13 protein-coding genes are annotated in these 18,928 nt (G+C 65.0%); 4 read left to right on the top strand and 9 right to left on the bottom strand.

All coding sequences use genetic code 11. From position 1 onward, the window contains the following. Nucleotides 1–85 precede the first annotated feature (85 nt). Nucleotides 86–817, bottom strand: a complete 732-nt coding sequence (locus NOM55_RS05800) for a GntR family transcriptional regulator (RefSeq protein WP_255907847.1) — start codon at nucleotides 815–817, stop codon at nucleotides 86–88. A gap of 194 nt (nucleotides 818–1,011) precedes the next feature. Between NOM55_RS05800 and NOM55_RS05795 the strand changes: the two genes are divergently transcribed. The 3 genes from NOM55_RS05795 (at nucleotide 1,012) to lysS (ending at nucleotide 4,777) form a co-directional block, all read left to right on the top strand. Beyond that, on the top strand, nucleotides 1,012–1,992 hold the full coding sequence (locus tag NOM55_RS05795) for a malate dehydrogenase (protein WP_047966809.1): 981 nt from the start codon (nucleotides 1,012–1,014) through the stop codon (nucleotides 1,990–1,992). A 106-nt stretch (nucleotides 1,993–2,098) separates the two neighbouring features. Beyond that, nucleotides 2,099–3,203, top strand: a protein-coding gene (prfB, locus tag NOM55_RS05790) for a peptide chain release factor 2 (RefSeq protein WP_120810658.1) whose coding sequence is annotated in 2 segments (ribosomal slippage) — nucleotides 2,099–2,179 and nucleotides 2,181–3,203 — 1,104 coding nt in all. Because the reading frame shifts where the segments join, the coding sequence is not laid out codon by codon here. A 59-nt stretch (nucleotides 3,204–3,262) separates the two neighbouring features. Next, the gene (lysS, locus tag NOM55_RS05785) at nucleotides 3,263–4,777 is read left to right on the top strand and encodes a lysine--tRNA ligase (protein ID WP_255907846.1); all 1,515 of its coding nucleotides are present in this window, start codon (nucleotides 3,263–3,265) and stop codon (nucleotides 4,775–4,777) included. Between the two features lie 162 nt (nucleotides 4,778–4,939). Here lysS and NOM55_RS05780 read toward each other — a convergent pair whose 3' ends face one another. The 7 genes from NOM55_RS05780 to NOM55_RS05750 all read right to left on the bottom strand — a co-directional run bounded on the left by NOM55_RS05780 (nucleotide 4,940) and on the right by NOM55_RS05750 (nucleotide 16,358). Next, nucleotides 4,940–6,043: an HD-GYP domain-containing protein gene (locus tag NOM55_RS05780; protein WP_047966812.1), complete on the bottom strand. Its 1,104-nt coding sequence runs from the start codon at nucleotides 6,041–6,043 to the stop codon at nucleotides 4,940–4,942. Beyond that, nucleotides 6,040–9,129: a response regulator gene (locus tag NOM55_RS05775; protein WP_255907845.1), complete on the bottom strand. Its 3,090-nt coding sequence runs from the start codon at nucleotides 9,127–9,129 to the stop codon at nucleotides 6,040–6,042. The genes NOM55_RS05780 and NOM55_RS05775 overlap by 4 nt, the downstream gene beginning before the upstream one ends. Nucleotides 9,130–9,507: 378 nt before the next feature. Further along, the gene (locus NOM55_RS05770; protein ID WP_255907844.1) at nucleotides 9,508–12,555 is read right to left on the bottom strand and encodes a transglycosylase domain-containing protein; all 3,048 of its coding nucleotides are present in this window, start codon (nucleotides 12,553–12,555) and stop codon (nucleotides 9,508–9,510) included. Between the two features lie 356 nt (nucleotides 12,556–12,911). Further along, nucleotides 12,912–13,583, bottom strand: a complete 672-nt coding sequence (locus tag NOM55_RS05765; RefSeq protein ID WP_255907843.1) for a TIGR01621 family pseudouridine synthase — start codon at nucleotides 13,581–13,583, stop codon at nucleotides 12,912–12,914. 27 nt (nucleotides 13,584–13,610) lie between these two features. Then, entirely contained in the window at nucleotides 13,611–15,002 is a 1,392-nt protein-coding gene (locus NOM55_RS05760; RefSeq protein WP_255907842.1) for an exonuclease domain-containing protein, read from the bottom strand. Between the two features lie 84 nt (nucleotides 15,003–15,086). Further along, on the bottom strand, nucleotides 15,087–15,680 hold the full coding sequence (locus tag NOM55_RS05755; RefSeq protein ID WP_255907840.1) for a 3'-5' exonuclease: 594 nt from the start codon (nucleotides 15,678–15,680) through the stop codon (nucleotides 15,087–15,089). 36 nt (nucleotides 15,681–15,716) lie between these two features. Beyond that, complete coding sequence (locus tag NOM55_RS05750; RefSeq protein ID WP_255907839.1) at nucleotides 15,717–16,358, bottom strand: RluA family pseudouridine synthase; 642 nt, start codon at nucleotides 16,356–16,358, stop codon at nucleotides 15,717–15,719. Between the two features lie 118 nt (nucleotides 16,359–16,476). Here NOM55_RS05750 and NOM55_RS05745 point away from each other — a divergent pair, with 118 nt between their 5' ends. Next, nucleotides 16,477–17,187, top strand: a complete 711-nt coding sequence (locus NOM55_RS05745; RefSeq protein ID WP_255907838.1) for an alanyl-tRNA editing protein — start codon at nucleotides 16,477–16,479, stop codon at nucleotides 17,185–17,187. Nucleotides 17,188–17,390: 203 nt separating this feature from the next. Here the strand turns inward: NOM55_RS05745 and NOM55_RS05740 are convergent, their stop codons facing one another. Then, nucleotides 17,391–18,920 carry a DEAD/DEAH box helicase gene (locus NOM55_RS05740; RefSeq protein WP_255907837.1) on the bottom strand — a complete coding sequence of 510 codons (1,530 nt, stop codon included), beginning with the start codon at nucleotides 18,918–18,920 and terminating at the stop codon, nucleotides 17,391–17,393. Nucleotides 18,921–18,928 lie beyond the last annotated feature (8 nt).

Genomic DNA, 18,928 nt, shown 5'->3' with positions numbered 1-18,928 from the left:
ATCTGAAGATTCTACCAAATCTGCGCGTCGCTGCCGACCAGGCTATCCGAAATGCGACACATAGAACCGCGTTTGCGACACATCGTCATGCCGGCAAATGCTGCAGCGTCAACGCCAGCCGGTCGGTCAGACACAAGCGCTGCCGCCACTCCACCGCCGCGCCGTTGACATCCACCGCCAGCCGCAGGTGCGACAGCACCGGCGTGCCGGACACCGCCGCCAGCAACTGCGCCTCGTCGCGCTCCAGCACCACCGCCCGCCACTGTTCGGTCGCCACCCGCAGGCGGACGCCGAAGTGCTGCTGCAGTACCGCCCACACGCCGGGCAACTGGCGCAGCCAGCGCGAATCCAGCGCCGGAAAACGCTCGGCCGACAACAGCACCTCGTCCAGCGCCACCGCCTGACCGCGCAGCCGCCACAACAGGCGGATGCGAAACACCGGCGCCGCGCGGCGCAGACCCAGCGCCGCCGACACATCATCCGGCGCATTGCCGCGCGCGATACCGAGAAACTCGCGCTGCAGACGGTCCGGACTCTCCGACAACAGCCCCGGCGAGATCATCGACATCCCGGCCCAGTCATCGGCCCCGGGCGCCACAAAAGTGCCCTTGCCCTGCTGCCGGTACAGCACCCCGTCGGCCACCAGCTCGGTCAGCGCCTTGCGTACCGTGCCCTGGCTGACGGACAGCTGTTCGGCAAGCTCCCACTCGCTGGGCAGCGACTCCGCCACCTGCCACTCCCCATCGCACAGACGCTCCAGAATCTGCTGTCTTGCCTGTCTATACAAAGGGATACGATTGAGACTCTTGCTGTTCATGGACTTTTTAACACCAAACGCGATCAAGGTAAACACTAGTCTTATATAAGACATAAGACAAAAAGTCACGTCCTGATTGCACAGAGCGGTGCAAGGGCAGCACAAAGGCGGTGCAGCATGCTAAACTCGCTGAAACTGTTGCAAAGCAGCATCCAAAGAGCAGTCATTCCAAAGTTCTAAAGGAGAGTACATCGATGAAAGCCCCCGTTCGCGTCGCCGTCACTGGTGCAGCCGGTCAGATTGGTTACAGCCTGTTGTTCCGCATTGCCAGTGGTGAAATGCTGGGCAAGGACCAGCCTGTCATCCTGCAACTGCTGGACCTGCCACAAGCCCAGACCGCCGTTAAAGGCGTGATGATGGAACTGGAAGACTGCGCGTTCCCGCTGCTGGCCGGCATGGTTGCGACCGACGACCCGGAAGTGGCTTTCAAGGATGTACAGGTTGCCCTGCTGGTTGGCGCCCGTCCGCGCAGCAAAGGCATGGAACGCAAGGACCTGCTGACCGCCAACGCCGAAATCTTCACCGTGCAGGGCGCCGCCCTGAACAAAGTGGCTGACCGCAATGTAAAAGTACTGGTAGTCGGCAACCCGGCCAACACCAACGCCTACATCGCGATGAAGTCGGCGCCGGACCTGAATCCGAAAAACTTCACCGCCATGTTGCGTCTGGACCACAACCGCGCGCTGTCGCAAATCGCCGCCAAGACCGGCAAGCCGGTTGCCGCCATCGAGAAGCTGGCCGTGTGGGGTAACCACTCGCCAACCATGTACGCCGACTACCGTTTCGCCACCATCGATGGCCAGTCGGTAAAAGACATGATCAACGACCACGAATGGAACCGCGACGTGTTCCTGCCGACCGTGGGCAAGCGTGGCGCCGCCATCATCGAAGCGCGCGGTCTGTCCTCGGCCGCCTCGGCCGCCAACGCCGCCATCGACCACATCCGCGACTGGGTACTGGGCACCAACGGCAAGTGGGTGACCATGGGCATTCCATCCGACGGTTCCTACGGCATCCCGAAAGACGTGATGTTCGGTTTCCCTGTGACTTGCGAAAACGGCGAGTACAAGATGGTCGAAGGCCTGGAAATCGATCAGTTCAGCCGTGACTGCATCAACGTCACCCTGAACGAACTGGAAGAAGAACGCGCCGGCGTTGCCCACCTGCTGGGTTGATGACTGAGCGTTCCGGCAAAAGCGCACCGCAAGGTGCGCTTTTTGTCTTTACCGAATTACCGAATCACAACGCAATCCCGCTCTTTTTGGAGGTCGAAACACCATGATTGAAGCCGAAGTTCTCAATCAAATTCAGGCACAGATCGACGATCTGGCTACCCGCAACACTGATATCCGGGGGTATCTTTGACTACGACGGTAAAAAAGACCGTCTGGAAGAAGTTTCCCGCCTGACCGAAGATCCCGATATCTGGAACGACCCCAAAAAGGCACAAGAACTGGGCCGTGAGCGCAAGCAGCTGGAAGACGTGGTACTGGTGATCGAAGGCATCGCCGCCACCCTCGCCGATTGCGCCGAACTGTTTGAAATGGGCCGCGCCGAAGGCGACGACGACACCATCCTGGCGGTGAAGGCTGATCTGGACGAGGTCGAGGCCAAGCTGGCCAAGCTCGAATTCCGTCGCATGTTCCACGACCCGATGGACCCGAACCACTGCTTCCTGGACATCCAGGCCGGCGCCGGCGGTACCGAGGCCCAAGACTGGGCCGGCATGCTGCTGCGCATGTATGTGCGCTACGCCGAACGCAAGGGCTTCAAGGTCGACATCCTGGAAGAATCCGAAGGCGAAGTGGCCGGCATCAGCAGCGCCACCATCAAGATCGAGGGCGAGTACGCCTACGGCCTGCTGCGCACCGAAGTCGGCGTCCATCGCCTGGTACGGGTGTCGCCGTTCGACTCCAACGCGCGCCGCCATACCTCGTTCTGCTCGGTGTTCGTGTATCCGGAAGTGGACGACAGCTTCGAGATCACCATCAACCCGGCCGACGTGCGCACCGACACCTACCGCGCCTCCGGTGCCGGCGGCCAGCACATCAACAAGACCGATTCGGCGGTGCGCCTGACGCACATCCCGACCAATATCGTGGTGCAGTGCCAGAACGACCGCTCGCAGCACCGCAACCGCGACGAAGCGTGGCAGATGCTGCGCGCCAAGCTGTACGAGCGCGAACTGAAAATGCGCAACGAAGCCAAGCAGTCGCTGGAAGACAGCAAGACGGACGTGGGCTGGGGCCACCAGATCCGCTCCTACGTATTCGACCAGTCGCGCATCAAGGACCTGCGTACCAGCTATGAAGTTGGCAACATCAAGGGCGTGATGGACGGCGACCTGGACGGCTTTATCGAAGCCAGCCTGAAACAGGGCGTTTAAACGATACCCAAGGTTGGCCGCACGCGATGCGGCCAACCTTTTACATTGATGGAGATACCATGTCGGAACACGAATCCAGCCAGCCGCAGCACGACGAAAACCACATCATGGCCGAGCGCCGTGACAAACTGAAAGCCCTGCGCGAAGCCGGCGTTGCCTTCCCCAACGACTTCAAACGCGAAGACTTCAGCGGCGATCTGCACACCCGCTACAACGACAACAGCAAGGAAGAGCTGGAGCCGCTGAACGTACAGGTTGCCGTCGCCGGCCGCATGATGCTCAAGCGCGTGATGGGCAAGGCCAGCTTCGCCACCATCCAGGACGTGACCGGCCAGATCCAGCTGTACATCAACGACCAGGGCGTCGGTCCGGAAGTCCACGCCGCGTTCAAGCACTGGGACATGGGCGACATCATTGCCGCGCGCGGCACCCTGTTCAAGACCAACAAGGGCGAACTGTCGGTCAACGTGACCGAGCTGCGCCTGCTGACCAAGTCGCTGCGTCCGCTGCCGGACAAGTTCCACGGCATGACCGACCAGGAACAGAAGTACCGCCAGCGCTACGTCGACCTGATCACCAGCGAACACAGCCGCAACACCTTCATCAAGCGCTCCAAGATCGTGCAGACCATCCGTGAAGTGATGGTCGCCCAGCACTATCTGGAAGTTGAAACCCCGATGATGCACCCGATCCCGGGTGGTGCCACCGCCAAGCCCTTCGTCACCCACCACAACGCGCTGGACATGTCGCTGTACCTGCGCGTGGCCCCGGAGCTGTACCTGAAGCGCCTGGTGGTCGGCGGCCTGGAACGCGTGTTCGAGATCAACCGCAACTTCCGTAACGAGGGGATGAGCACGCGCCACAACCCCGAGTTCACCATGATCGAATTCTACGAGGCCTACAGCGACTACCAGCGCATGATGCAGATGACCGAGCACATCATCCGCCAGTGCGCCATCGCCGCCACCGGCCACACCACCGTGACCTACCACGGCAAGGAAGTGGACCTCGGCAAGCCGTTCGACCGCTTCACCATCGTCGGCGCCATCATGCACTACAACCCGCAGTACACCGACGCGCAGCTGTTCGATGCCGAGTGGGTGACCGCGGAGATCCAGCGCCTGGGCGGCAAACTGCCACCGGCACCGGGCCTGGGCAGCCTGCAGCTGACGCTGTTTGAAGAGTGCGCGGAAGGCCAGCTGTGGAACCCGACCTTCATCGTCGACTACCCGGTCGAAGTGTCGCCACTGGCACGCGGCTCCGATGCCGACCAGTCGATCACCGAGCGTTTCGAGCTGTTCATCGTTGGCCGCGAACACGCCAACGGCTACTCCGAGCTGAACGATCCGGAAGACCAGGCCGCGCGCTTCCTGTCGCAGGTCGAGCAGAAGGATGCCGGCGACGACGAGGCGATGCACTACGACGCCGACTACATCCGCGCCATGGAATACGGCCTGCCACCGACCGGCGGCTGCGGCATCGGCATCGACCGTCTGGTGATGCTGCTGACCGATTCGCCTTCTATCCGCGACGTCATCCTGTTCCCGCAGATGCGACTGGAAGGCCAGGCCTGAGCAACAGCTTCGCTGAGTGTGTGAAGAAACTCATCAGCACCTGAAAAACCAGACCGTGATCAGGCCAAAGCCCCGGCAGCGATGCCGGGGCTTTTTGCATTTAGCTATCCAGTGCCTGATGGTGGCCGCGTCCATCATGGCAGTCGGGCTGCCGCGCATCCCCTATTCGTCGGCGTAGCGCCGGGCGATGGCGCGGAACTCCTCGGCAATCGCGTCGAAGGCATCCACCATGTCTGGGTCGAAGTGCTGGCCGCGCCCGGCGCGGATTATCTCCACCGCCTGCTCGTGCGGAAACGGCGGTTTGTACACCCGGCGCGAGATCAGCGCGTCGTAAACATCGGCGACCGCCATTAGCCGCGCCGATACCGGGATGGCATCACCGGCCAAGCCTTCCGGATAGCCGCTGCCATCCCACTTTTCCTGGTGATAGTTGGCGATCTCGCGCGCCAGCCGCAGAAAGCTGCTGGGCGCGTCCAGCAGCCTCTCCGCCGTGGCGATGGCATCACGCCCCAGCGTGGTGTGCGTCTTCATGATTTCGAATTCTTCCGGCGTCAGCTTGCCCGGCTTGAGCAGGATGGCATCCGGAATGCCCACCTTGCCGATGTCGTGCAGCGGCGCCGACTTGTACAGCATGTCGATGGTGTCGTCGTCCAGCACGGCGCCAAAACGCGGGAGAGACTGCAGCTGCAGCGCCAGCGCCCGCACGTAGTTCTGCGTGCGGCGGATGTGGTTGCCGGTTTCGTGGTCGCGGGTTTCGGCCAGCGACGCCAATGCCATGATGGTGACATCCTGGATCACCTGTACTTCCCGGGTGCGGATGTCCACCTCGCGCCGCAGGAACGCCGCCTGGTCCTCCAGAAAATCCGCTGCCGCCTTCAGCTGCATGTGGGTATTCACCCGCGCCAGCACGATGGGCGGCGAGATCGGCTTGACGATGTAGTCGACCGCGCCGGCATTGAAACCGGCCTGTTCGTCGTCGTGCTCGCTCATCGCGGTCAGGAAGATCACCGGAATCCTGGCGGTGCGCGCGCTGCTCTTGAGCTGGCGGCACACGGCAAAGCCGCCGATGCCCGGCATCATCACGTCCAGCAGCACCAGATCCGGCAGCAGCTCGCCCTCCAGCAGCTGCAAAGCACGCTCGCCGCTGTTGGCCACCAGCACGCGGTAGCGGTCTTTCAGCAGGCCGTACAACAGGGTCAGGTTTTCCGGCGTGTCGTCGACGACCAACACCGTCTGCCGCGCTTGCCGCAGTGGAGAGTCGATCATGGCGCGTCCTCCTGCCAGCAAATGCCGGCCTCCGTTGCGGCCTGCTCCAGCCATTCGCGCGCGGCGGGAAAGTCGAACTGCCGCATCGCCTTGTCGAAAGCGGCATAACTGGCGGCAGGCAACACGGCACGCAGGCTATCGGAATGTTCCAGAAAAACGCCCAGCGCATCGCCGTCGCTGGCGGCCAGCAGAGCGGCCAGTTCACGCAGCTGCAGCGCCGTATTGTCCGGGCGCAGCTCGCCGGCATGCTCCTCCTGCGCCAGCGCGTCTTTCAGCAACGACAGCACCCGCTGCATTTGTTGGTCGAAGTCCGCCAGCAGCTGCTGATAGGCCTCGCGCTCGACGATGGCCCGCTGCAGGCTGGCCGCCACCACCTGCAGGCGCAGGAAGCCCAGGGTACCGGCCAGCCCCTTGAGACTGTGCACCACCCGCACCGCCGTCTCGTAGTCGGCGTCGGCCAGCGCGGAGGCGATCCGCCTGGCCGCGTCGCCCTCTTCCGCCACGAACTGGCGCAGCAGGTGCAGGTACAGGCTGCGGTTGCCGGCCACGCTGGCCAGGCCCGCACTCTGGCTGAGCAATGCCGCAGGGATAGCCGCGGCGGTAGCCGATACTGCGGGCGGGGTCGCCGCGGCAGCGGCCGGCCCCGACGGTAGCCAGCGCAGCAGTGTTTCGAACATCAGGTACGGGTCTACCGGTTTGAGGATGCGATCGACCATCCCGGCCGCCATACAATTATCGTATTCGGTTGCCTGCACATCCGCGGTCAGCGCGATGATGGGCAACTCCAGCAGGCGCGGGTCACCGCGAATCAGCCGCGTGGCCTCAATGCCGTCCAGCACCGGCATCTGTACGTCCATCAGCACCAGCTGGTAGTGATCCGCCGCCTGCTCTGCCAGGCGGATCACCGCATCGCGGCCATTGTCCACCACCTCGACCGTGGCGCCAGCCGCCTGCAACAGCTCCACCGTCAGCTGCTGGTTGATCTTGTTGTCCTCGGCCAGCAACACGCGCACCCCGTCCAGGCATGGCAAGGCCAGCATCTGGCGGGCGGTATCGCTCTCGCGCTGCACGCCGAACAGGCCCAGCATCACGTCCAGCAGCGACGACTGGCTCACCGGCTTGACCAGGAAGGCCTCCACGCCGGCCGTCTCCGCCGCGGCGCGCACGTCGTCACGGCCGAAAGCGGTGACCATGATGATCCTGGCACCATTCAGCGCCCGGATGCGGCGGGCGGTCTCGACACCGTCCATCACCGGCATCATCCAGTCCACGAACACGATGTCAAAAGGATGATCCATGCTGGCCTGGCGATAGATGTCCAGCGCCTCGCGCCCGGAAGCGCAGGTGCTGACGGCAAAACCCAGTCCGCGCAACTGCTCGGACAGGATGTCGCGCGCCGAGGCATTGTCGTCAATGACCAGCACGCGCAGCCCGCTTGCCAGATCGGACAAGGACTTGCCACGGGTATCAACCGCACTGGACACCCCAAGCCAGGCACTGAACAGGAAGCTGCTGCCGCAGCCTGGCGCCGACTCCACCTGGATCGCACCACCCATCAGCTCCACCAGCCGCTTGGCAATCGCCAAGCCCAGCCCGGTGCCACCAAACCGGCGCGTGGTGGAGCCATCGGCCTGGCTGAAGGCCCGGAACAGTCGCGCCTGTTGCGCCTCATCCATGCCGATGCCGCTATCGGTCACACCGATGCGCAGCTTGACCTTGTCGCCCACCTGCTCCAGCAACTGGATGCTCACGGTCACCTGCCCCTGTTCGGTGAACTTGATGGCATTGCCCACCAGATTGGTCAGCACCTGCCCCAGGCGCAGCGGATCGCCCACCAGGTTCTGCGGCACGGCCGGACTGCATTCGAACAGCAGCTCCAGCCCCTTGTCCGCCGCCTTCTGCCCGACCAGCGACGACACATTTTCCAGCACCTCGTCCAGCCGGAAACTCACCGTCTCCAGCTCGATGCGGTCAGCCTCTACCTTGGAGAAGTCCAGAATGTCGTTGATGATGCCCAGCAGCGAGGTGCCGGCATTGTGGATCTTGCTGACATAGTCGCGCTGGCGCTGGCTCAGCTCGGTTTTCAGTGCCAGATAGGACATGCCTATGATGGCGTTCATCGGCGTGCGGATCTCGTGGCTCATGTTCGCCAGGAACATGGACTTGGCACTGGTGGCTTGCTCGGCCTCGTGTTTCGCCGCGCGCAGTGCGGCGGCGCTCTGTGCCAGCCGGGTGTACAGCAGGCCGTTTTCCAGCAGCAGCACGATCAGCACAAAACTGGCCGCCAGCAACCCGTAGATGCGGCCAGCGTAGAAACCAAGGTCGAAACGGCCGCCATTCAATACCGCGGACAAGGCGATATCGCACACCCAGGCGAACATCACCACGCTCAGCCACAAGTCTAGCGTCGTGCGCAGCCGGTCGCGCAGCAGCAGCACAAACGCCAGCAGACTGAGCCCCCACACACTGAACACCACCCCGCGCATGACCGGCGTGTAGTGGTTGCCCTGCATGATGGGCGGCAGATAGGCATGTCCCAGCGTGACCACCAGCAACAGCGCCAGCGTGGCCAGTGCGGCAAACATGCAGCACAGCAGGATGGCGGAGGCAGGGTGCCAGCGTGGCGGCAGTTCCAGCTTCCGCCGCGCCAGCATGGTGTAGACCATCACCAGCAGCGGAAAGCCGCCATGCCAGAACATGTACAGCCAGGCTGTGGTCTGCGGCCCGGCACCCAGCAGCCCGCCGGGGGAGAACAGGCCGGGAAAGCTCAGCGCATGCACCACCGCCATAAAGGCGGTGAACAGGTAGCCGGTGGCCAGCGTCAGCAGCGCCAGCGAGCGCAGGATATAGAACTGGCCGAACAGCAGGATCGCGGTGATCAGGTCGTTCAGCACCAGCGCCGACTGATAGGCCGGGATAAACGCCCATACTTTGGCCTGCGGCTGCTTGGCAAACGGCACCAGCGCAGCGAACAGCAGCGCGGAGATGACGATCACCGCCAGCATCAAGCGCTGCTGTTTCTGCGAGGGGGCAGAGGTGGACAGAAAGGCGAACCCTTCGTACTGCAATGAGGCTGATCGCTGCATGGTTCGGGTAACTCGCTATGGATCGCATCAGAACGCGGGAGACACCCTTTTCTATGTAGCACAACTGGCGGAATAGTCATTCGACATTTATTGATACTGTTGCACTTTCAGGCAGCACATGACAAATAGCAGGTTGGCCGCAAGCCACAGTCAGGAGATTGAGCACCGCACAGTAAAGCGTTGCCGGGGCCGGCAGGTAAGCCGACTCGATGCGACATCGCCAACACACACCAGGCAGGCAGCGGTGCTGCGGTGCGCCGCGCTGGGCATAGTCCTCGGCCGGCGGGAGCAGTCCGTCACGACGGAAAATGACGGACACCGGGCTGCGCCGCCATGCGCCAGCATGCTCGGGCAAGGCTGTCTGGCAAGGCCGGTGGACTAGCCCGGTTTCAGCTCGAGGCGCTGGCGCAGGGTCGGTGCCAGTATCTTCAGCACCTGTACCGGCAGGGCGCTGGTGAAGCGGTAATCGCCCGCCTGCGGCCCCGCCACATAGGCAATCAGCGTGCCGAAGTAGCGGTCACCGATATAGAACGCGAAGGCACCGGCGCGGCTGACCACCCGCTCAGAGAGCAGCGCCCCGCCTCTGGCAAACACCTTGAAACGGTGATCGCCGGTGCCGGTCTTGCCACCGACCGGGATGCGGGTACCGTCTGCCAGGTCGAAGGCGCCGGCCACACGGCGCGCGGTGCCCAGCTCCACCACCTCGGCCAGCGCCCGGCGCACCACCTGTGCCACCTCGGCCGGCAACACGCGCTCGCCTTTGGCCGGCGTCTGGGTCAGGCTGGTTTCGTACGGGGTGCCGGCGGCAAAGTGCAGCTTGTCGAGGTAGACCGTCGGCAGGCGCACGCCGTCATTGGACAGGATACCCATCAGTTCCGCCAGCGACGCCGGGCGGTCGGCGGAGGCACCCAGCGCGGTGGCGTAGGACGGCACCAGTGCGTCAAACGGATAGCCCAGCCGTTTCCAGCCTTTGTGGATCTGCTTGAAGGCGTCGATCTCCTTGATGGCCCTGATCCGCGACGCCTGCCCTGCCCGGTTCTTGCTGTTGAGCAGCCACTGGTAAACCTCTTGCCGCTGCTGGGTGCTGGCGCGGACCAGCTCGCTCCAGTCTGCGTCCGGATGCTGGTGCAGATAGGCCACCAGCCACAGCTCGAGCGGGTGCACGCCGGCCAGATAGCCGCGGTCGTTCAGGTTGAAGCGCTCTGGGCCGAGCTCGTCGTACAGCCTGGCCAGCGTCTTGGCGTCCGGCTGCTGCCGCACGTCGAGGTGCCGGGCCAGGAACGCGGTGAACGCATCCAGCCCGGCCTCGGGGCGGATACTGCGGAAAATGACCGCCAGTTTCTTAGGGCTTTGCCGAGCCCGCGCCACCAGCAGGGCGTCGATTTCCTCCGCGCTCTTGTGGCGGTACTTGTTGTAGAAACCGGCAAGGAAGGTGCGCCCTTCGCGATCGGCAAAACGCTGCAGGTATTCGCGGCGCGTGGTGTCGTCGTCCTCGTCCGCGGTTTCGCCGCTGGCCGCCGCCGGCTGCATGTAGTAACGCGCGATGTCGCGCATCAGCCGGATGTAGACCAGATTGACGGAGCGGCGGGTGGCTTCGCGCACGGTGAGTGTCTTGCTGTCGTCATTTTCGTCGAAGTTGTTGAAGGTGTGCAGCCCGCCGGCGGTGAAGAAGCTCTCGCCGGGGCTGGCGGAATAGGTGCGCTCCAGCGCCGCCTCCAGCATGGCGGTCAGGCTGTTGTCCGTCGCCTGCACCAGATAGTCGATCGCCCAGCGGCGCAGCACGGATTCGCTGGCACCGGGCCTGATGGCGGCCAGCTGCTCGCTGCCCAGCGCCGCGTATTGCTGGTGCAGTTCGTGGACCACCATCAGGTAGCTGACCAGCGTGCGCAGCTTGGCGGTGGAGCCGAGATCCAGCTTGGCGCCTTCGTTGATGTCGAACGGCTGCGCGAAGTTGTCGGCCTGCACCCGCACCTTGTTGCCGGTGGGCGTGCGCTCGATCAGGGTGAAGCTGTAGGTCACCCCCTGCGGCGAGCCCTGTTGCAGCAGATACTCGTTGTTAAGGTTGGCCGCACGCGCGTACTCCGGATCGCGCAGCCTGAGCAGCTCGGCGGTGACCTGCTGCTGCAGCGTCAGGTCCAGCGTGCTGCTGGCGGCCAGATCCAGCCGGTCCAGATCGTACATGCGCCGCACACCCAGCAAGCCGGCCAGCTTGATGCGCACCGCATTGGCGCCCTTCTGCGCGACCGCTGCCACCACCGGCAGCCGCACCCGTTCGCGCTGCTGCCGCAGCGACACCCGCAACGCCGCGTCACGCAGCGCCGGGGGAATCAGCTTGTCCCTGGCCATCATGCGCAGGTAGGCGTCGGTCATCGCCTCCAGCACCTTCATGTCGCCGTTCAGGAAAATGGAGGGGCTGCGCTGTGCGATCATCAGGCTCAACGCTTCCTTGAACACCACCGCACGCTCCGCCACCGGCACGCTGGCGCCGGTCAGCGCCCGGTTAACCTGCGCGAAATCGCGCCCGTACCACGCCCACATGCCGTCACCGATGCCGGACACCTCGCCGAAACCGGCGCGCGCCGCCAGCGGCACCGTGTTCAGGTATTTGACCACCAGCCGGCGGCGGGCGGCGGTAGTGTCCTCGCCATCAAGATAAGCGCGCACCGAGGCCGACAGCATCTGGCGCAGTTTTTCCTGATCCGAGCTGGTGCGCCCGGCCGGCGAATGGCGGTATTTCTCGATCTGGGTCGCCAGGGTGCTGGCGCCGGCGGCGCGATAGCCGGAATCAAACAGGTGCAGCGCCTTGTCGACCAGCGCCTTGCTGAAGCGCGACCAGTCCACCGCCGGATTACGCTGCGGACTGTCCTTCTCCAGCAGCGTCCGGTTCTCGATATACAGCAGGCCGCCGACCAGCAAGGACGGCAAGGCGTTGAAATCCGCGTACACGCGCTGCGGCGTGCGCGACTGATAGATGGTCTGGCCGTAGCCGTCAGTCAGGGTGAGGCCGGTCTGGTCCTTCTCGTGATACGGCAGGAACAGGCCCAGCGGCAGAAACGGCGCCGTCACGCCGTGATCGGCCAGCGCCAGCATGCCGTCGGACAGCTCGGCCTGGCTGGCGATGGCGTAGCCGCGTGCCTGCAACCGTTGCAGATAGCCGGGCATCGCGGTATAGCCCAGGCGTTGGTCGTAGGGGCCGCCGCTCGTCGGAAAGCGGATGGCCTGGCTCGGCCCCGCCTTGACCTGATAGCTGGCGTGCCGCGCCGCATCGCTGAAAAAGCGCGCCTGCTGCCGCGAGTGCTGCAGCTCGTCCAGCAGCAGATACAGCAGCCCGCCAATCAGCAGCAGCAACAGGATGCCGACCGACCACAGCGCATAACGACAGCCGCGGCCGTTACCCTTTTTGAGTTGGATGTCTGAATTATCCATGGCGTCGCTTCACCAGCGAGAATGTCGAGCAGTATGTTTTATTCAAGCAATGCGACTGTGGCGGCCACCGCCGGCGCACTGCCGTACCGGCCGCCGCACCGCCGCTGACATGGCGGGCAAAACGGCGGCCCCTGTGTCCGGAGCTTAGCAGTACAGCGGCGCTGCTTGCCGATTAAATCGCCGCTTGCCCGCCATGGCGCCGTAATTAAAACGGCGTGCAAGGCGCTTTCCCTTAAAAGCATAGCTGTCGCCGCCACGCTCTGCCGTGTATCCAGTTGCCGTAGCGGTGATCCGGGCGGGAGATGCCGTGTAGCAGCGCGCGTTCCGGCCCGTCGCAGGCCAGAGCAGGAGAAAGGCTAGCGTTGCGGCCAGGGCAGCATCCACGGCGGCTGTTGCTGCAGGTAATCGGCCAGTGCCGGCACGGCGAACTCGTCACCCTGTGTCGGCGGGCAGACGAAACGCAGCGCCTCGCCGTCCAGCGTCAGCGCCAGCGCATAGGCGTGCAGATAGGTGCGGTCGGCGGCGCTGCCGCCATACAGCGCGTCGCCGAGGATGGGCGCGCCCAACGACTTCATCGCCACCCGCAGCTGGTGGGTCTTGCCGGTACGCGGCCGCAGCAGGAACAGGCGCCGCCCCGGCGCCAGCGAGTGGCTGAAGAATTGCGTCACAGCCGGATTGAGCTGGCTCTGGCACAGCTTCCACGCGCCGCCACGGCCCTTTTCCATGTCGCCGCGGATCAGGCCCTGCTTTTTCGCCGGTTTGGCGTCGGACAGCGCCAGGTAGTATTTCTCCACCTCGCGCCCGGCAAAGGCGGCGCCAAGGTTGGCCGCAACCTGCTGGCTGCGCGCGATCAGCAGCAGGCCGGAGGTGACGCGGTCGAGGCGGTGCACCGGCCACAGCGCGTCATCGCCGAGACCGGCGCGCAGCGCGCTCATCAGCCCGGCCTCCTCGCCGTCGGCGTGGAAGCTGACGCCGGGATGCTTGGCGATGACGTAAAAACGCGGATCGGTGTGCAGCAGATCAAACATGGCTCTCGCTCGTGGCTGGTGCGCGCGTCACAGCACGCGCAATTCGGCATCGGGCAGCGGCTTGCGCAGAAAGGCCGCCAGCAGCTTGTAGGTATCGGCATCGAAGGTCGGCGTGCCCTGCGGCACGGCCGCTTCCTCGCTGCGCGAGCCGAGATAGCACCAGCGCTCGAACAGGTGTTCCTGCCACTGGCCGGACACCGGATCGGTCTCGCGCACCGCCACCGCGCCGGGATAGGGCCAGCTTTGCAGCTTCAGCCGCGCCAGCGCCTGCTGCAGGCGCTGGTTGTGAGCGGCGGCGTCCTCGCGCCCGATGCAGGCACCCTTGCAGCGGCCGAGGGCGAAGGCGGAACAGGCGCCCTTGCGCGCACCGCGCTTTTCCAGTGCAAGACAGGTCTGGCACAGGCCGTTTCCGGCGCACAGTTCCGCCAGCGCCTTCTTGGCTTCCTTCTGGCTGCGGAACAGGCCGTACAGCGTATCCAGCCGCGAGAAGTCGACTTCGCTCGCCAGCACGATGCGCGGTGTCAGGAAGCCGCTGTCCAGCGGCGTCAGCTGCAGCGAGCACAGCTCCTGCGACAGGCGGCCGCGCAGGTTGTGCAGCGGCTGCAAGGCACGGATCAGCTGCAATTCCTGCAGTTGCGCTCCGAACTCGCCGACCGTCTCCCGCCACTCGATGCGCTTGATCGGCTCTCCGATGCGCACGTCCTTGTGCGGGCGTGGCTCGGCACCGAAGTGCGCCAGCACGCGGCGGCGCAGGTTGTCGCTGCGGCCGACATACAGCGCCTGCCCGTCCTCGCCGTAGAAGGAATACACCCCCGGCACGTCCGGCAGTTGCTCCACCACTTCCGGATCGATGCCCGGCGGCGCGGCCGGTGCCGCCATCAGCACGGCCGCCTGCGCCTCGACCTCGGCCTGGCCGTGTTCGGCGATCGCCTGCTGCAGGAACTGGTACAGCGCGTCGGCATCGGCCAGCGCGCGGTGGCGCTCGGCCTGCTCGATGCCGTGGCGCGCGATGATGCTGTCCAGGCTGTGCTTGAAGTGCTGCGGATACAGCAGCCGCGACAGCTTGACGGTGCACAGCACCTCGCTGCGGAACGGCAGCTTGAGGCGCTTGAATTCGTTCTTCAGGAAACCATAGTCGAAGCGCACGTTGTGCGCGATCAGCAGCCGGCCGCGCAGCTTGTCCAGCAGCATGGCGGCGATGTCGGCGAACGGCGGCGCGTCGGCCACCATCGCGTCGCTGATGCCGGTGATCTGCTCGATGAAGGGCGGGATCGGCTGCCCCGGATTGACCAGCATGTCGAAGCGCTCGACGCGCTCGCCGTCAATCAGGATGACGCCGACTTCGGTGATCCGGTCGCGGCTGATGTGGCCGCCGGTGGTTTCCAGGTCGACAATGGCACAAGGCCGATCAAACAGCATGCTTACCCCTGACTCCTGTTAATCGTTCCGGCACGGCAGCGCCGCTGCCGCGCGGCAATGACCTTGCGGCCAACGTTGGCCGCATCACGTCTCCGGGCGCAGCGCCTGGTAGATGCGCAGCGCCACCCAGGCGTCGTTGGCGGCGTACACCTGCTGCGCCTCGCTCAGCACCTTCGCGCCCCAGTTGGAGGTGGACAGTTTTTTCGACTTGCGGAAATACTGGCCGAACACCCGCGCCACCGCCTGCACCGCGCCGACGGTGATGGTTGGCGAATCGCTCTGGAACAGGCTGCCGACATCCAACAGCGCCTGGCACTCGATGCCGAAGCGGTCGCGCAGGTGGCGCTTGTCGGAGCGCAGGTCGAAACCGACCACCAGCACCTCGCCACTGGCCAGCAGCGCGCCCAGCGCCGCCAGCACCTCGGCATCGGACACCGGGAACAGGTAGGCGTGCTCGCTGGTGGCCAGCTGGATCAGGTGCGGGCCGGTGGCCTCTTCGCCCTTGCGAAAGGTTGGCCGCGACTCGGTATCGAAGCCGGCCACCCGTGCCGCGCGCAGCGCCGCGAGCGCCCCCGGCAAGGCGGCGCGATCCACCACCGTGATCTGCGCCGGCCCCAGCGCCGGGAACAGCGGCAGGGTCTTGATCTCGTCTCGGGACAACTGTCTGGTCTGGCTCATGCGCCTCATTTCCTCGGGTTTCGGTTTGGCATCCGTTCAGAACGGTGCCGCCAGCTGCCACTGCAGCAACGCATCGCTATGTGGATGACGCAGCGCCAGCGACTGTGCGTGCAGCATCAGCCGCGGCGCGGCACGGCCGCCGTACAGCGCGTCGCCGACAATCGGACAGCCCAGCGCCAGCATGTGTACCCGCAGCTGGTGGGTACGGCCGGTCACCGGCGTCAGCAGCACGCGGCTGCCGTCGGCCTGCCGCTGCAACAGCCGGTATTCGGTCAGTGCCGGCTTGCCGGCGGCATCCACCTTCTGTCGTGGCCGCCGCAGCCAGTCGCTCATCAGCGGGAAATCCACCGTCCCGGCCGCGTCCGGCAGTTGGCCATCCAGCAGCGCGACATATTGTTTGCTCACCTCACGGCTGGCAAAGGCCTCGCTCAGCGCGCGCTGCGCCGCCGGGCTGCGCGCCAGCACCATCAGCCCCGAGGTCGCCATGTCCAGGCGATGCACCACCAGCGCGTCCGGATACTGCTGCTGCACGCGGTGAATCAGGCAGTCCTGCATTTCGGGCAGCCGCCCCGGCACCGCCAGCAGCCCGGCCGGCTTGGCCACCACCAGCAGCTGGGCATCGGCGTGCAGCACCGCGACCGCCTCTTGCGGCGGCGTGTAATCATCCAGCGTATGCATGCTTGATTGTGGCGACAACGTCATCATCTATTCTGTTCGCTGACCGCTTGCGGCCAACCTTTGCGCGTAACCATACCGGTCGTGCGCCACGAGGCACACGACACCATCAGGGGAAACCATGTCCGAACAATTCAATCTCGACGCCTACCAGCGCACGCTGGACACCCGAGTGCTGCAGCATGACGCCCACGGCCTGGTGCTGGCCGACACCCTGTGCTACCCGCTGGGCGGTGGCCAGCCCGGCGACCGCGCCACGCTGACACTGGCCGACGGCCGCAGCCTGACCGTCCACGACACCCGCCGCGACAAGGAAAGCCGCCGCATCGTGCACCAGCTCGACGCCGATGCGCCGCTGCTGGCGCCCGGCACGCCGCTGACGCTGACCCTGGACTGGGAACGCCGCTACCGCCACATGCGGGTGCACACCTGCCTGCACCTGCTGTCGGTGGTGATCAAGGCCGGCGTCACCGGCGGCAACCTCACCGCCGACGGCGGCCGTCTCGACTTCGACCTGCCCGAAGGCATGCAGCTGGAGCCGCAGCCCATCGAACAGGCGCTCAACGAGCTGATCGCGCGCGATCTGCCGGTCAGCGTCAAGATGACCAGCGGCGCCGCGCTGCAGGCGCAACCCGAGCTGATCAAGACCATGTCGGTGACCCCGCCGCTGCACCTGCCGGAAATCCGCCTGATCGAGATCGACGGCGTCGACCTGCAACCTTGTGGCGGTACCCACGTGGCCCGCACCGGCGAAATCGGCCGCGTGCTGGTGAAAAAGATCGAAAGCAAGGGCGCACGCAACAAGCGGGTGGTGATCGCCCTCGCCGACTAGGCGCCGGAAAAACAAACCCGCGCAATACAGCTTGCGCGGGTGGGGGCGGAACCGCGGCGCTTAGAGCGTGTTCTCGATCTCGTGAGCTAGAGCGAGACAAGGCGAAAACGGCTGAGGAAGCGGAGTTGACATGGGGTCAATGGGCATTCCGAGGCCGTTTTCAACGCCGTATCGCCGAAGCGCAGCAGACCGTGGACAGGCGCTTAGCGCTCCTGGTTCACCTTGTAGCGCGGCGGCAGCAACAATGCCGGCACTTCACGCTGCCGCTGCGGCAGGATGCGACCGCCGATCTCGCCAACGCGCGCCACTTTCAGGCCTTCCTGCGGGTCGCGCTGCTCGCGGCTGCGGGTGGCCGCATCGCGCAGGTCACGCGGCGCGCGCGGCGCACGTTCAGTACGCTCCGGACGCTCGCTGCGTTCCGGGCGCTCGCTGCGTTCCGGGCGTTCGCTGCGCTCGGGACGCTCACTGCGCTCCGGCCGTTCGCTGCGTTCCGTCCGCTCGGCGCGCGGTTCGCGTACTGGCCGCGCGTCGCTGCGCTCGCGACCGGCGTTGCGGCTGCCAAAGCCGCTGTCGGCGGCGGACGACGCATCGCGGCGCTCGAAACCGTTGACAGTCTGCGGCGGCAGCGTCTGCCGGGTCAGTTTCTCGATAGCTTCGTGCTGCTTGACCTCGTCCGGCGACATCAGCGAAATCGCCACCCCGGAGGCGCCGGCACGGCCGGTACGACCGATACGGTGCACGTAGTCTTCCGGCGAGTTCGGCATTTCGTAGTTGACCACGAACGGCAGCTCGGAGATGTCGAGACCGCGCGCCGCCACGTCGGTGGCCACCAACACCTTCACCTCGCCGCTCTTGAAGCTGTTCAGCGTTTCCAGGCGTGCGCTCTGCGCCTTGTCGCCGTGGATCGCCTCGGCGGCGTGGCCGTCACGCTTCAGGTCGCGCGACAGCTGGTCGGCGGAAATCTTGGTCTTGCAGAACACGATCACCTGACTCATCTCGCGTTCGCGGATCAGGTGCGACAGCAGCGCGCGCTTGCGGCCGCTGTCGACGGCATACACCAGCTGCTCGACCTGGGCATTGGTGGAGTTCTGGCGCGCCACCTCCACCGTTTGCGGGTCGTGCATGAAGTCTGCGGCCAACCTTTTGATTTCCGGCGCGAAGGTGGCGGAGAATAGCAGGGTCTGGCGCTGCTTGGGCAGCAGCGACATGATCTTGCGGATGTCCTGGATAAAGCCCATGTCCAGCATGCGGTCGGCCTCGTCCAGCACCAGCACGTCGACCTTGTTCAGCTGGATGGTTTTCTGCTGGATGTGGTCGAGCAGGCGGCCTGGGGTGGCGATCACGATTTCGATACCGCGACGCAGGTCCGCCGTCTGCGGATCCATGTTCACGCCACCGTAGATGGTAGTGCAGCGCAGCGGCAGGTGTTTGGTGTAGGCCTTGGCGTTGACGCCGATCTGGTCGGCCAGCTCGCGCGTCGGCGACAGGATCAGTGCGCGCACCGGGTGCATCGCCGGCGACACGCTGGGATTGGCAAATTTTTTCAGACGCTCCAGGATCGGCAGCAGGAAGGCCGCCGTCTTGCCGGTACCCGTCTGCGCCGCGGCCAACAGGTCCCGTCCGGACAATACCAGCGGAATCGCCTTGGCCTGGATCGGGGTGGCTTCGCTGTACCCCAGTTCATCTACGGCCCGCAAGATTTCGGGCGATAGACCCAGTTCGGCAAAAGACATGTCGGGAA

The sequence above is a fragment of the Vogesella sp. AC12 genome (genome assembly GCF_024437575.1).
GTDB classification, from domain to species: Bacteria; Pseudomonadota; Gammaproteobacteria; order Burkholderiales; family Chromobacteriaceae; genus Vogesella; species Vogesella indigofera.
The sequence above is the reverse complement of the archived record's forward strand: the minus strand, read 5'-3'. Positions and strand labels throughout refer to the sequence as shown.